The following is a 14,054-nucleotide window of genomic DNA, read 5'->3' on the forward strand; positions in this document are numbered from 1 at the left end:
GGGTCAGGGTTACCCGCATCGCATCATGTCGTGTCAGGGGAGTTCTCGGCCAGCGGTTATCGCCGGGTGTCACACCGTCGGACCGCGCCGTGACGGGCGGCTCAGGCCAGCCCCTCCCACCAGGCGTCCAGCTCCGGCGGGTCGAAGACGTCGATCCGCTCGCCCGGGCGCGGCACCGCGACCGTGACGCCCTGCGCCTTGGCCTCGGTGAGCAGCCGCTCGATCGGCTCGGCCCACGGGTGCAGGCCCAGGTTGAAGGTGCACCAGTGCACCGGGACGAGCAGCCCGCCGCCGAGGTCGCGATGGGCCAGCACCGCGTCCTCGGGCGTCATGTGGATGTCCGCCCAGGCCGCGTCGTACGCGCCGATCTGCACCAGTGAGGCGTCGAACGGGCCGTGCTCGGCGCCGATCGCCGCGTAGCCCTCGAAGTAGCCGGAGTCGCCGGTGTAGAACACCTTGCGGCTCGGGCCGGCGATCACCCAGGAGCCCCAGAGCGTGTCGTTGCGGGTCAGCGAGCGGCCGGAGAAGTGGTGTGCCGAGGTGAGCGTGACGGTCAGCTCGCCCAGCGTGCAGGTCTCGTTCCAGTCCAGCTCGATGATCCGGTGCTCCGGCACGCCCCAGCGGCGCAGGTGGCCGCCGATGCCCAGCGGCACGGCGAACGGCGCGGACTGGCTGCGCAGCAGGCGCTTGACGGTCGGCATGTCGAGGTGGTCGTAGTGGTCGTGCGAGATCAGCACCACATCGACCGGCGGCAGCTCCTCCAGCTCGACCGGCACCGGGTGCAGCCGCTTCGGGCCGACGTGCTCGGACGGCGAGCAGCGGTCGCTCCAGATCGGGTCGAGCAGCACCCGGGCGCCCTCGATCTCGACCAGCGCGGAGGCGTGCCCGTACCAGGTGATCTCCACGCCCTCGGCGGCCGTCCCACCGGGGCGGTCGGCGGTGCGCACCAGCGGCACCGGGCGGACCGGGGTGCGGCCGTCCCGGTCGAGGAGCATCCGGCGGACGGTGTCGCGATCGGGGCGCGGCGGGTGGTCGGAGGCGCGGGCCAGGGTGGACGGCGCGTTGTGGAACGTGCCGTCGGCGAACTGCGGGGAGTTGCGGATCCGGGCGTCACGCTCGGCGTCCGGACGGCGGCCGAAGGCGGCGGGCAGGTCGCGCAGCGCCCAGGCGGCGGTGCCGGCGACGGCCGCGAGGCCGGTCAGGGTGAGCAGTAGGCCCGGGCGCCTGCGAGTGCCGGGGATTGCCTTGCTCATCGGGGGCCGCCCTTTGCTCTGGGAGGGTCTGTGGTGGTCTGTCGTCGGGATACCGTCAGGGGCAACGGGTGTCCGCGGCCCGGTGTTCCCGGCCGCGCCGCACCGGACGGTGCCGGTGAAAGGTCCAGGGTAGCGACCGGGACGATTGTCGGAACGCGACAGTTCCGGAGGTGTGGACCTGTCGAGGGTCGATGCGCCGCGGTGCGGAAGCGACCGATAGCGTCACACTGCGTACGTTTCCCGAATATCGTCCGCCCCCGTACCACGCGGGGCTGCGGGCAGCGGGACCATGACATCCGCGCAGGAATTTCACGACTAGGAGAGGTGGATCGTTGAGCCGCTCGGTTCTCGTCACCGGAGGTAACCGGGGCATTGGCCTCGCCATCGCCCTGGCCTTCGCCGAGGCGGGCGACCAGGTCGCCATCACCAGCCGTTCCGGGGAGGTCCCGGCCGAACTGGCGCCGTACGGCGTGCTCGCGGTCAGCTGCGACATCAACGACAGCGCGCAGGTCGACGCCGCGATCGCGGAGATCGAGGCCAAGCACGGCGGCGCGATCGAGGTGCTGGTCGCCAACGCGGGCATCACCAAGGACGTGCTGATGCTGCGGATGACCGAGGAGGACTTCACCTCGGTCATCGACACGAACCTCACCGGCACGTTCCGGGTCGTCAAGCGCGCCTCCGCGAAGATGCTGCGGGCCCGCAAGGGCAGGATCGTGCTGGTCTCCTCGGTGGTCGGCCTGCTCGGCTCGCCGGGCCAGGCGAACTACGCGGCCTCCAAGGCCGGCCTGGTCGGCTTCGCCCGTTCGCTGGCCCGCGAGTTCGGCCCGCGCAGCATCACGGTCAACGTGGTCTCGCCCGGCTTCGTGGACACCGACATGACCGCGGTGCTCAGCGACGAGCGCCGCAAGGAGATCGTCTCGGGGGTGCCGCTGGGTCGTTACGCCGCGCCCGCCGAGGTCGCCTCCACCGTGCGGTTCCTCGCCTCCGACGAGGCCGCGTACATCACCGGAGCCGTCATTCCCGTGGACGGCGGATTGGGCATGGGCCACTGATCATGAGCGGAATTCTCGAGGGCAAGCGGATCCTGATCACCGGGGTGCTGATGGAGTCCTCCATCGCGTTCCACGCCGCGAAGCTCGCCCAGGAGCAGGGTGCCGAGATCATCCTGACCGCGTTCCCGCGGCCCACCCTGACCGAGCGGATCGCCAGGAAGCTGCCCAAGCCCACCAAGGTGCTGGAGCTGGACGTCAGCAGCACCGAGCAGCTGGACGGCCTGGCCGACCAGGTCCGCGAGCACCTCGGCAGCCTGGACGGCGTCGTGCACTCGATCGGCTTCGCGCCGCAGGACGCGCTCGGCGGCAACTTCCTGAACACGCCGTGGGAGTCGGTGGCGACCGCGATGCACGTCTCGGCGTTCTCGCTGAAGTCGCTGACCATGGCCTGCCTGCCGCTGATGGAGAACGGCGGTTCGGTGGTCGGCCTGACCTTCGACGCGCAGCTCGCCTGGCCGCAGTACGACTGGATGGGCCCGGCCAAGGCCGCGCTGGAGGCCACCTCCCGCTACCTGGCCCGCGACCTGGGCAAGCAGAACGTCCGCTGCAACCTGATCTCGGCCGGTCCGCTCCGCTCGATGGCGGCGAAGTCGATCCCGGGCTTCGACCAGCTCGCGGACACCTGGAACGTCCGTTCGCCGCTGCCCTGGGACATGACCGACCCGGAGCCGACCGGCCGCGGCATCGTCGCGCTGCTCTCGGACTGGTTCCCGATGACCACCGGCGAGATCATCCACGTGGACGGCGGGCTGCACGCGATCGGCGCCTGACCGGCAGCTGATCGGCCGTTGATCACGGCCACGAACCCCGCGGGCCCGGTCGCACCTCTGAGGTGCGGCCGGGCCCGCGGGGTTTTCCGCGTCAGGACTGGTTGCGCTGTCAGGTTTGGGTTCCCTCCGCGGCCCGCCGGGCGTCCGCGCGGCTGCAGGCGCCGATCACGTCAGAGGACTCGGTGGACGCCGCGGCCGCGTCGCCGGCCCGGATCGCGCGCAGGATGCCGTCGTGCCCGATGTAGCGCTCGGGCGAGAGCACCGGGCCGATGTCGAGGCGCAGGTGGGCCCGGAGCACCTCGCCGAGGTCGGCGTAGAGCGCGGCCAGCACCTCGTTGTGCGAGGCGGCCACCACCGCCTGGTGGAACGCGGCGTCCGTCTGCACGAAGAACTCGGCGTCGCCGCTGAACCAGGCCTCCTCGCGGCGGGCCAGCGTGGTCTCCAGCAGGTCGAGGTCCCGCTCGGTGCGCCGGGTCGCGGCGAGCGCCGCGGCCGAGGCCTCCAGCACCGAGCGCAGCTCGGCCACCTGCTCCTGCTCGGCCGAGGAGAACCGGCGGTGCATCACGCCGGCCAGCTCGCTGGTGGCCAGGACGTACGTGCCCGAGCCCTGCCTGATGTCCAGCAGGCCGTTGTGGGCCAGCGCCCGGACGGCCTCGCGCACCGTGTTGCGGGCCACCCCGAGCTGCTCGACCAGGGCGGCCTCGGTCGGGATCCGGGAGCCGACCGGCCACTCGCCCGACGTGATCTGGGCCCGCAACTGGGCGATCACCTGGTCTGCCAGCGGTGTGCGCCGGGGCGAGGACAGCGTCATGGTGCTCCTATCCGGGGGTGGCCGAGCGGAGTCGTGGCCGGGGAGTCACTATCTTTCCTCCTTCTCGACTGTGCCAATTCATCCCATCATTCTATGATGCTGCCTATGCCCACCGCAGCAGAGACCATCGACGACCCCGCCGGCACCACTCCCACGACTCCCACCGGTGCCGCCGAGGGGGTGACCACCCGTCCGCAGCCCCGCTACCTCGGCTGGCTGCTCGCCACCGCGATCGCCGTCGCGGCCTTCAACCTGCGTCCGGTGGTCACCAGCCTCGGCCCGCTGCTCGACCGGGTCCGCACCGACCTGCACATGAGCGCGACGATGGCCGGGCTGCTGACGGCCGTCCCCTCGGTCTGCTTCGGGCTGCTCGGCTTCGCCGCCCCCGCGCTGGCCCGCCGGTTCGGGCCGACCGTCGTGGTCGCCGCCGGCATGGGCGCGATCACCGCGGGCCTGGCGGCCCGCGCGTTCGCCGGCGGTACCGCCGTCTTCCTGCTGCTCACCGCGCTCGCGCTGGCCGGGGTGGCGGTCTCCAACGTGCTGATCCCGGTGGTGATCAAGCGGTACTTCCCGGAGCGGGTCGGTCCGATGATCGGCCTGTACTCGATGTCGCTGTCGGCCGGCACCGCGCTGGCCGCCGCCGTCACCGTGCCGCTGACCAGCGCGCTCGGCGGCAGCTGGCGGCTGGGCCTGGGTATCTGGGCGGCGGCCGGCGCCTTCGCGGTGCTGCTCTGGCTGGTCACCCTGGTGCTGCGCCGGGACGGCCGCCCGAGCACCGGCGCCGGGGGCGCGGCCGAGCAGCGGATGCCGATCCTGCGCAGCCGTACCGCCTGGGCGCTGGCCGTGTTCTTCGGCTGCCAGGCCACCAGCGCGTACGCCACGATGGGCTGGGTGCCGAAGATCTACCAGGACGCCGGGATCTCGGCGAGCGGCTCCGGCGTGCTGCTGGCGGTCATCATGGCGATCGGCGTGCCGGTCTCCTTCATCCTGCCGAACTGGGCGGCCCGGCGCGGCGACCAGCGCGCCTTCGTGGTCGCGCTGGCCTGCTGCGGGATGGCCGGCTACCTCGGGCTGATGCTCGCGCCGGCCGGCGGTGCCTGGCTCTGGGCGGTGCTGGTGGGCCTGTCCAACTGCGCGTTCCCGCTCACCCTGACGATGATCGGCCTGCGCGCCCGGACCAGCGGCGGGGTGGCCCAGCTCTCGGCCTTCGCCCAGGGGATCGGCTACCTGATCTCGATCCCCGGCCCGATCCTGGTCGGCACGCTCTACCAGTCCACCGGTGGCTGGTACCTGCCGCTCGGCTTCCTGACCGTGCTGCTGGTGCCGCAGCTGCTGATCGGCCTGCGGGCGGCGATGGCCCGGCACATCGAGGACGAGGTCGGCGAGGCCGCTGGGGCCGCTGACGGGACCGGCGCGGCGGCGGCCGGCTGACCGGTCCGCGACCGTCCCCGGGGACCCCCGAATCGGGGGACCCCGGGCTTCGCGCACTCCGCAAAGGATGCGAGACTCGCTCCATGCCCGTTCTGGAACCCAATCCCCCGGACAGCCACAAGAAGCTCCTGCAGCTGGGTGGCCTGATCCTGCTCGTCGTCGTGGTGATCTCGATCGTCGCCATCGTCGCGCAGTCGATGGGCTGACTCCGTACCCGGGACGTAGCCGGAGTGCGACTGACGTGCATCCGAAGTGCACCTGAAAACGCCAGCGCCGCGCCCCTGACCCGGTTTTCTGCCAAGCTGGCGCCATGAGCGTCGAAACGTCCCGCAGGATCATTGTGCTCCGGCACGCCAAGGCCGACTGGCCTCCGGTGGCCGACCACGAACGCCCGCTGGCCGACCGCGGCCGCCACGAGGCGCCGGCCGCCGGCCGCTGGCTGGCCGACTCGGGGCTCAACCCCGAGTACGTGGTCTGCTCCACCTCCCTGCGCACCCGGGAGACCTGGAAGCTGGCCCAGCACGAGCTGCCCAAGCGGACCCGCCGCACGGTCTACGAGGACCGGGTCTACGACGCGGTCGCGGGCCGGCTGATCGAGGTCCTCCAGGAGACCCCCGAGGACGTCCTGGACGTGATCCTGGTCGGCCACAACCCGGGGGTGCAGAACCTCACCGAGATCCTGGCCGGCGGCGAGAGCATCGGCGACGAACTCGACCGCCTGCGCCAGAACGGCTTCCCGACCGCCGGCATCGCCGTCCTCACCTTCGACGGCCCGTGGAAGTCGGTCGAGCCGGGCATCGCGAAGCTGGTGTCGTACTTCGTCCCGCCGCAGGACTGAGCCGCCGACTCGTTCGTCGCCGATCAGAGCACGGTGAGGTCGACCGTCACCGGGAACGGGGCGACGGCCTTCACGACGCCGGTGAAGACCTCGGCCTCGCCGTAGCCCTGGGTGGTCGCGTCGAGCACGTAGGTGTACACCAGCGGCACGCCGCTGGTGGCCTGCTCGACGCGCCAGTAGTACTGGATCCCGGCCCTGGCGTACTGGCTCGTCTTCGTGACCCGGTCGGTGGTCTCCGAGCCGGGGGAGACCACCTCGACGACCAGCAGGATGTGCTCGGGTCGGGCCGGCATGATGTCGAGCGTGTCGGCGCGGTAGACGACGACGTCGGGCCGCCGGTTGGTGAGCGGGACATCCTGGAGGCGGACGTCGAAGTCGAGATCGGCGTACCACTCGGGAGCACCAGCGGCTTCCAGCGCGATCGCGAGGATCTTGGCCAGGCGATTGTGCAGCCTCGATGCACTCGGGCTCAAGACGACCATCCCGTCCACGATCTCGATGTCCGCGCACTGCTCCTCGGACCAGGAGTCGTACTCCTCCGCGGTGACCTGCGCGTGCATCCAGGCCGGTGCGACCATCTCGGCAGTCATGCGTACCTCCTAAGGAGTCTTCGCTCGACGATAGCGCGGTTCCCCGACAGGGAGCCGCCCGCTCACTCCTCCCAGGTGCCGTGCAGGTCGTCCGCCGCCTCGACCTCCTCGCGGGTGATGCCGAGCAGGTAGAGGACGGTGTCCAGGAACGGGACGTTGACGGCGGTGTCGGCGGCCTCGCGGACCACCGGCTTGGCGTTGAAGGCGACGCCGAGGCCGGCGGCGTTGAGCATGTCGAGGTCGTTGGCGCCGTCGCCGATCGCGACGGTCTGGCCGAGCGGGACGTTGGCCTGTTCGGCGAAGCGGGTGAGCCAGCGGGCCTTGCCGGCCCGGTCGACGATCTCGCCGGTGACCCGGCCGGTGAAGCGGCCGTCCTCGACCTCCAGGGTGTTGGCGGCGGCGAAGTCGAGGCCGAGCAGCTCGACCAGGTAGTCGGTGACCTGGGTGAAGCCGCCGGAGACGATGCCCACCTGGTAGCCGAGCCGCTGGAGGGTGCGGATCAGCGTGCGCGCGCCCGGCGTGAGCCGGACCTCGGTGCGCACCTTCTCCACCACGCCGGCGTCCAGCCCGGCCAGCAGCGCGACCCGGGCGTGCAGCGACTCGGCGAAGTCGAGCTCGCCGCGCATCGCGGCGGCGGTGACCTCGGCGACCTCGGCCTCGCAGCCGGCGTGGGCGGCGAAGAGCTCGATCACCTCGTCCTGGATCAGGGTGGAGTCCACGTCCATCACGACCAGCCGCTTGGCCCGGCGCTCCAGCCCGGCCGCGACGACCGCGATGTCCACCCGGCGGGCGGCCGCCTCGACCGCGAGGTCGGCCCGCAGCTGCTCGGTGGCGACGCCGGAGACGGCCAGCTCGACGGCGGTCACCGGGTACTTGGCCAGCCGGAACATCCGGTCGATGTTGCCGCCGGCCGCGGTGATCCGGGCGGCCAGTGCGGAGACGGCGGCCGCGGTGAGCGGATGGCCGAGCACCGTGACGTGCGAACGGCCCTCACGGCGCGGACGGTTGTCACCGCGGCCGGAGATGATCTCGGCCTGCATGTGCTGGTCCTCGGCCCACCGGTGCACGGTGGCGCGCAGGGCGCCCTCGACGTCGGGTGCGCCGGCGGCCGGCGGGGTGACCAGGGCACAGAGCGTTATCCGCCCCCGGGTGACGAGCTGCTCCAGGTCGATCACGTCGACGCCGAAGTCGGCCAGCGTGGCGAACAGGCCGGTGGTGATACCGGGGCGGTCCTTGCCGAACACCTTGACCAGCAGAGTGCGCTCGTCGTCGGCGGTCCGGGGCTGCGAAGGCGTGGTGTTCATGGTGTGGTCCACGCTACCGGGAGCGGGTCTCGCGAAGACGGCGCGTCCGGTCTCTGGACGTCCTGCGTTCACCTGGTAAAGGGTCCCGTTCACCCAGTGCGGAGCGGGCGTCACCGGTGTGCGGTGAGTACGTTGCCGCCAGGTCACAGTCGGTGGGCCCGACTTTTCGGCGACCAGGACAAGCTGGAATGATTACCCCCCGTCAGACGCGATATTCCTCACCTCCCCGCAAAAGGGGAAACCATCGGGGGACCGAGAGAGCGGGGCAGGCGGACAGTGCCGCAACTCGTACTTGAGATCAACGGGCAGTACCGGACATTGGAGCCGGGACGGTCCTACACCATCGGGCGGGACCCGCAGTCGGACTTCCCGTTCGACGACGCCAGGGTCTCCTGGCGGCACGCCACCATCTCCTTCAACGGCTCCGGCTGGCAGCTGGAGGACCACGGCAGCACCAACGGCACGTACGCCGGCGGCGGGCGCACCCTGCACGCGCAGCTCGCGCCCGGCACGGCGCTGAACCTGGGCAACCCGGAGAACGGGCCCCGGCTGAACTTCAGCGCCCCGGTCGTGGCCGAACCCGTGGTGCCCGCGCAGCAGGTCGCCGCGCAGCCGGTGGCGGCGCAGCCCGTCCACGCACAGCCGGTGGCGGCACAGCCCGTTCAGGCACAGCCCGTTCACGCGCAGCCGCCCGTCAACGCCTATGTGCCCGATGCGGTGCACGACGCCGAGACCAGCCGCCACCACGCCAACCCGGCCGCGCCGCCGGCCTGGCAGCAGGGCGGCCAGGCCCAGCAGCAGCCCTACCCCGACGGGGTGTCGCACGGCGCGCTCGGCGAGCGCAACCCCACGATGATCCGCAACCTGAGCGCGGGGACGCGCACGGTCCGGATCGGCCGTGCGCTCGACAACGACGTCGTCGTCTCCGACCTCCAGGTCTCCCGGCACCACGCCGAGCTGCGCCAGCTGTCGGACGGCCGTTACGAGATCGTCGACCTCGGCTCGCACAACGGGATCTTCGTCAACGGCCAGCCGGTGCAGCGTCAGCTGCTTGGCCCGCAGGACCGGCTGACCGTCGGTCACTCGTCGTTCCAGCTGGTCGGCGACCAGCTGCAGGAGTTCATCGACAACGGCCCGGTCTCCTTCTCCGCACGTCACCTGACCGTGGAGGTGGACCACAAGGGCGGCAAGAAGGTCCTGCTCAACGACGTCAGCTTCGGCGTGCCGGAGAAGTCGCTGATCGCGGTGATCGGCCCGTCCGGCTCCGGCAAGTCCACGCTGCTGCGCGCGCTGACCGGCTACCGTCCGGCCGACAAGGGCGAGGTGCTCTACGACGGCCGCAACCTCTACAAGCAGTTCGCCGAACTGCGCCAGCGGATCGGCCTGGTGCCGCAGTCGGAGATCCTGCACAAGGAGCTGACGGTCCGCACCGGCCTCAAGTACGCGGCCCGGCTGCGGTTCCCCGGCGACACCGAGCCGGCCGAGCGCGAGCGCCGGATCGACGAGGTGCTGTACGAGCTGCGCCTGGACAAGCGCGCCGACAACCGGATCACCGCGCTCTCCGGCGGCCAGCAGAAGCGCGTCTCGGTCGCGCTGGAGCTGCTCACCAAGCCCTCGCTGATCTTCCTGGACGAGCCCACCTCGGGCCTCGACCCGGGCATGGACCGCGAGGTCATGCAGATGCTGCGCGGCCTGGCCGACGACGGCCGCACGATCCTGGTGGTCACCCACTCGGTGGCCGAACTCGCGATCTGCGACCGCCTGCTGGTGATGGCCCCGGGCGGTTCGGTGGCGTACTTCGGCCCGCCGGACGAGGCGCTGCACTTCTTCGGCTACGAGACCTGGGCGGACGTCTTCCAGGCCTTCGAGAACTACCCGGAGCACGACTGGGCCGGCCGCTACAAGGGCTCGGTGCACTTCCAGCAGTACTCGGCCGACGTGGCCGGGGTCACCGGGGCCACTGGGCCGCAGGCGCAGGTCAACCAGCAGCCGCCCGCGCCGATGGCCAGCCCGCCGAAGCCGCAGAGCTGGGGCTCCCAGCTGTGGACGCTGATCCGCCGCTACCTGTCGGTGATCGCCTCCGACCGCGGTTTCCTGGCGCTCTCGGTACTGCTGCCGGCGGTGCTCGGCCTGGTCTCCACGGTGGTCCCGGCCACCCACGGCCTGCGGCCCAACCCGGCGGGCGGCTCGAACAACGCGGCCGGCACCATCATGCTGGTGCTCGCGATCGGCGCCTGCTTCTCCGGTGCGGCCAACTCGGTCCGTGAGCTGATCAAGGAACGAGCGATCTACGAACGCGAACGCGCGACCGGACTGTCGCGCAGCGCGTACCTGATGTCGAAGATCATCGTGCTCGGCATCTTCAGCGTGCTGCAGGGCGCGATCATCGCGGGGGTCGGCTTCTCGACCCGTCAGCTGCCCACCAAGGGCCTGATCATCCCCGGTGCGCCGGCCATCGAGATGGCGATCGGCATCATCCTGCTCAGCTTCGCCTCGATGATGTTCGGCCTGGTGATCTCGGCGCTGGTGAAGACCGCGGAGAAGACCATGCCGCTGCTGGTGATGTTCGCGATCATCCAGGTCGTCTTCACCGGCTGCCTGTTCCAGCTCTTCGACAAGGCGGGCCTGGCGCAGTTCGCCTGGCTGATGCCGGCTCGCTGGGGCGTCGCCGTGGTCGGTACCACGCTGGATCTCGGGCACATGATGGTGCTCGACCCGGCGCACATGAACGAGCATGACGGCCTGTGGGCGCACAGCGTGCTGCAGTGGTCGATCGACGCGGGCATGCTGGTGGTCATCTCGGTCGGGCTGGCCTTCGCCGTGCTGCGGCTGCTGCGCCGCCACGAGCCGGAGGTCATGCAGAAGGGCTGACGGCGCGCCGAGCGGTGATCGACCGCTGACGGGCCTTCAAGCTGCGGTGATGCGGGCGGTTCCCCCATTCGGGGGAGCCGCCCGCACTCGTATCTCATAGATGAGATATCGTCTCGCCCATGGCAGATGACTATCTCTCGCGCATCGGCAAGCTCATCCGTGACGCCCGCAAGCACCGTGGCTGGACGCAGGCGGAACTCGGGGCCGCTCTGGGCACCAGCCAGAGCGCCGTCAACCGGATGGAGAACGGCGGGCAGAACATCAGCCTTGAGATGATCGCCCGGATCAGTGAGGCGCTGGACAGCGAGATCGTCTCGCTCGGCCACTCCGGTCCGATGCACCTGCGGGTGGTCGGCGGCCGGCAGCTCTCCGGCAGCATCGACGTCAAGACCAGCAAGAACGCCTGCGTCGCGCTGCTCTGCGCCTCGCTCCTCACCACCGGCCGCACCACGCTCCGCCGGGTCGCCCGGATCGAGGAGGTCTACCGCCTGCTGGAGGTCCTCAACAGCATCGGCGTGAAGACCCGCTGGATCAACGACGGCGCCGACCTGGAGATCACCCCGCCGGCCGAGCTGGACCTGGACGCGATGGACCAGGACGCGGCCCGCCGCACCCGCTCGATCATCATGTTCCTCGGCCCGCTGATGCACCGGGTGGACCGCTTCAAGCTGCCGTACGCCGGTGGCTGCGACCTCGGCACCCGCACCGTCGAGCCGCACATGGCCGCGCTGCGCCGGTTCGGCCTGGAGGTCACCGCGACCACCGGCGTCTACCACGCTGAGGTGGACCGCACCGTCAGCCCCGACCGTCCGATCGTGCTGACCGAGCGCGGCGACACCGTGACCGAGAACGCGCTGCTCGCCGCCGCCCGGCACGACGGCATCTCGGTGATCCGCAACGCCAGCCCGAACTACATGGTGCAGGACCTCTGCTTCTTCATGGAGCGGCTCGGCGTCAAGATCGAGGGCATCGGCACCACCACGCTCACCGTGCACGGCCAGGCCGTGATCGACTGCGACGTGGACTACGCACCGTCCGAGGACCCGGTGGAGGCGATGAGCCTGCTCGCCGCCGCCGTCGTCACCGGCTCCGAACTCACCGTGCGCCGCGCGCCGGTGGAGTTTCTGGAGATCGAGCTCGCGGTGCTGGAGGAGATGGGCCTGGACTACGACCGCGGCCCCGAGTACTTCGCCGACAACGAGCGCACCCGGCTGGTGGACCTCACCGTCCGTCCCTCGAAGCTGCGTTCGCCGATCGACAAGATCCACCCGATGCCGTTCCCCGGCATCAACATCGACAACGTGCCGTTCTTCGCGGCGATCGCGGCCACCGCGCAGGGCTCCACGCTGATCCACGACTGGGTCTACGACAACCGCGCGATCTACCTCACCGAGCTGACCCGGCTCGGCGCGAACGTCCAGCTCATGGACCCGCACCGGGTGTTGGTCGAAGGCCCGACCCGCTGGCGGGCCGCCGAGATGATGTGCCCGCCGGCGCTGCGCCCGGCCGTGGTCGTGCTGCTCGCGATGCTGGCCAGCGAGGGCACCTCGGTGCTGCGCAACGTCTACGTGATCAACCGCGGTTACGAGGACCTCGCGGACCGGCTCAACTCGATCGGCGCGCAGATCGAGACCTTCCGCGACATCTGAGTCGTCAAAGCCGTGCGGGGTGGGACCGGTTCGCCGGTCCCACCCCGTCGGCGTAGGGGCGGCTACAGCTTGGCGATCGCCGCGTCGATCCGGGTCAGCACCCGCTCGCGGCCGAGTGCCTCGAGCGACTCGAAGAGCGGCAGGCCGACGGTCCGGCCGGTCACCGCGACGCGGACCGGGGCCTGCGCCTTGCCGAGCTTCAGCCCGTGCTTCTCGCCGACCGCGAGCAGCACCGCCTTCAGCTCCTCGGCCTGCCACGGGGCGTCGGCCAGTGCGGCCCGTGCGTCGCCGAGCAGCGCGGCGGGCTCGCCCTTCATCGCCTTCTGCCAGGCGGCCTCGTCCTCGACCGGCTGGTCCAGGAAGAGGAAGTCCACGTACTCGACGATCTCCGAGAGCACGGTCAGCCGGGTCTGGGCCAGCGGCGCCACCGTCTCGAAGAGCTGCTGGTCGAACGCCTCCGGCGCCCACGGCACGGCATCCCCGGCCAGGTACGGCGCGCAGGCCGCGACGAACTCGGGCAGGCTCAGCGCGCGCAGGTACTCGCCGTTGAACGCGGTCAGCTTCTTCACGTCGAAGAAGGCGGGGGAGGTGTTGACGGCCTCCAGCCGGAACAGCTGCTCCAGCTCGCTCTGCGGCGCGATCTCGCGGTCCTCGCCCGGGCCCCAGCCCAGCAGCATCAGGTAGTTGATCATCGCGGCGGGCAGGAAGCCCTGCGCCAGGTAGTCCTCCAGCGCGACCTTGTCACGGCGCTTGGAGAGCTTCTGCCGCTTCTCGTTGACGATCACCGGCAGGTGCGCCCAGACCGGCGGCTCGGCGCCGAGCGCCTGCCAGAGCAGCTGCTGCTTGGGCGTGTTGGACAGGTGCTCCTCGGCGCGGACCACGTGGGTGATCCGCTCGTCGAGGTCGTCCACCACGTTGGCGAGCAGGAAGACCGGCGAGCCGTCGCCACGGGCGATCACGAAGTCCTCGATCGCGCTGTTCGGGAACGCCGGCTCGCCGCGGACCAGGTCCACGACCACCGTCTCGCCCTCGTCCGGCGTCTGGAACCGCAGCGCCCGGCCGGGCTCCTGCGTCAAGGCGCGGTCGCGGCAGAAGCCGTCGTAGCCGAGGTGCTCGGAGCCGGTGCGCTCCTTGAGCTGCTCGCGGGTGCAGTCGCAGTAGTACGCGCGCTTCGCGGCGAGCAGCTGCTGGGCCGCCTCGCGGTGGCGGTCGGCGTTGTGCGACTGGAAGTACGGGCCCTCGAAGGTCGGGTCGTCCTTGTGGATGCCGATCGCGGCGAGCGCGTTGATGATCCCGTCGATCCACTCGGGCTGGTTGCGCGCGGCGTCGGTGTCCTCGATCCGGAGCACGAAGGTGCCGCCCTGCTGTCGCGCCACCGCCCAGTTGTAGAGCGCGGAACGGGCGCCGCCGACGTGGAACATGCCGGTGGGGGAGGGCGCGAAGCGGACACGGGTGGGGGTGCTGACAGGAGAGGACATGGTG

The 14,054-nt window shown here is 71.0% G+C and carries 12 protein-coding genes; 7 read left to right on the forward strand and 5 right to left on the reverse strand.

Annotated elements, in window-relative coordinates; genetic code table 11:
• Nucleotides 1-101: 101 nt before the first annotated feature.
• Nucleotides 102-1,253: an MBL fold metallo-hydrolase gene (locus AC060L_RS27640; RefSeq protein ID WP_483801656.1), complete on the reverse strand. Its 1,152-nt coding sequence runs from the start codon at nucleotides 1,251-1,253 to the stop codon at nucleotides 102-104.
• A gap of 332 nt (nucleotides 1,254-1,585) precedes the next feature.
• Between AC060L_RS27640 and fabG the strand changes: the two genes are divergently transcribed.
• Both fabG and fabI read left to right on the forward strand, forming a co-directional pair.
• Nucleotides 1,586-2,308 (forward strand): 3-oxoacyl-[acyl-carrier-protein] reductase, encoded by a 723-nt coding sequence (gene fabG / locus AC060L_RS27645; RefSeq protein ID WP_483801657.1) that lies wholly within the window; start codon nucleotides 1,586-1,588, stop codon nucleotides 2,306-2,308.
• Between the two features lie 2 nt (nucleotides 2,309-2,310).
• Nucleotides 2,311-3,078 (forward strand): enoyl-ACP reductase FabI, encoded by a 768-nt coding sequence (fabI, locus tag AC060L_RS27650; protein ID WP_483801658.1) that lies wholly within the window; start codon nucleotides 2,311-2,313, stop codon nucleotides 3,076-3,078.
• A 109-nt stretch (nucleotides 3,079-3,187) separates the two neighbouring features.
• Here fabI and AC060L_RS27655 read toward each other — a convergent pair whose 3' ends face one another.
• The gene (locus AC060L_RS27655; protein ID WP_483801659.1) at nucleotides 3,188-3,889 is read right to left on the reverse strand and encodes a FadR/GntR family transcriptional regulator; all 702 of its coding nucleotides are present in this window, start codon (nucleotides 3,887-3,889) and stop codon (nucleotides 3,188-3,190) included.
• A 105-nt stretch (nucleotides 3,890-3,994) separates the two neighbouring features.
• Between AC060L_RS27655 and AC060L_RS27660 the strand changes: the two genes are divergently transcribed.
• The 3 genes from AC060L_RS27660 (at nucleotide 3,995) to AC060L_RS27670 (ending at nucleotide 6,158) form a co-directional block, all read left to right on the forward strand.
• Nucleotides 3,995-5,320 carry a CynX/NimT family MFS transporter gene (locus AC060L_RS27660; RefSeq protein ID WP_483801660.1) on the forward strand — a complete coding sequence of 442 codons (1,326 nt, stop codon included), beginning with the start codon at nucleotides 3,995-3,997 and terminating at the stop codon, nucleotides 5,318-5,320.
• An 83-nt stretch (nucleotides 5,321-5,403) separates the two neighbouring features.
• Entirely contained in the window at nucleotides 5,404-5,526 is a 123-nt protein-coding gene (locus AC060L_RS27665) for an SGM_5486 family transporter-associated protein (protein ID WP_483801661.1), read from the forward strand.
• A gap of 104 nt (nucleotides 5,527-5,630) precedes the next feature.
• Complete coding sequence (locus tag AC060L_RS27670) at nucleotides 5,631-6,158, forward strand: SixA phosphatase family protein (protein WP_483801662.1); 528 nt, start codon at nucleotides 5,631-5,633, stop codon at nucleotides 6,156-6,158.
• Between the two features lie 23 nt (nucleotides 6,159-6,181).
• Here AC060L_RS27670 and AC060L_RS27675 read toward each other — a convergent pair whose 3' ends face one another.
• Both AC060L_RS27675 and serB read right to left on the reverse strand, forming a co-directional pair.
• Nucleotides 6,182-6,748: a Uma2 family endonuclease gene (locus tag AC060L_RS27675; protein WP_483801663.1), complete on the reverse strand. Its 567-nt coding sequence runs from the start codon at nucleotides 6,746-6,748 to the stop codon at nucleotides 6,182-6,184.
• Between the two features lie 62 nt (nucleotides 6,749-6,810).
• Nucleotides 6,811-8,052 carry a phosphoserine phosphatase SerB gene (serB, locus tag AC060L_RS27680; RefSeq protein ID WP_483801664.1) on the reverse strand — a complete coding sequence of 414 codons (1,242 nt, stop codon included), beginning with the start codon at nucleotides 8,050-8,052 and terminating at the stop codon, nucleotides 6,811-6,813.
• 276 nt (nucleotides 8,053-8,328) lie between these two features.
• Here serB and AC060L_RS27685 point away from each other — a divergent pair, with 276 nt between their 5' ends.
• Nucleotides 8,329-10,923 carry an FHA domain-containing protein gene (locus AC060L_RS27685; RefSeq protein WP_483801665.1) on the forward strand — a complete coding sequence of 865 codons (2,595 nt, stop codon included), beginning with the start codon at nucleotides 8,329-8,331 and terminating at the stop codon, nucleotides 10,921-10,923.
• 119 nt (nucleotides 10,924-11,042) lie between these two features.
• On the forward strand, nucleotides 11,043-12,572 hold the full coding sequence (locus tag AC060L_RS27690; protein ID WP_483801666.1) for a helix-turn-helix domain-containing protein: 1,530 nt from the start codon (nucleotides 11,043-11,045) through the stop codon (nucleotides 12,570-12,572).
• Between the two features lie 62 nt (nucleotides 12,573-12,634).
• Here the strand turns inward: AC060L_RS27690 and gltX are convergent, their stop codons facing one another.
• The gene (gltX, locus tag AC060L_RS27695; protein ID WP_483801695.1) at nucleotides 12,635-13,993 is read right to left on the reverse strand and encodes a glutamate--tRNA ligase; all 1,359 of its coding nucleotides are present in this window, start codon (nucleotides 13,991-13,993) and stop codon (nucleotides 12,635-12,637) included.
• Between the last annotated feature and the right edge of the window lie 61 nt (nucleotides 13,994-14,054).

The organism is Kitasatospora sp. NEAU-69 (genome assembly GCF_057158765.1).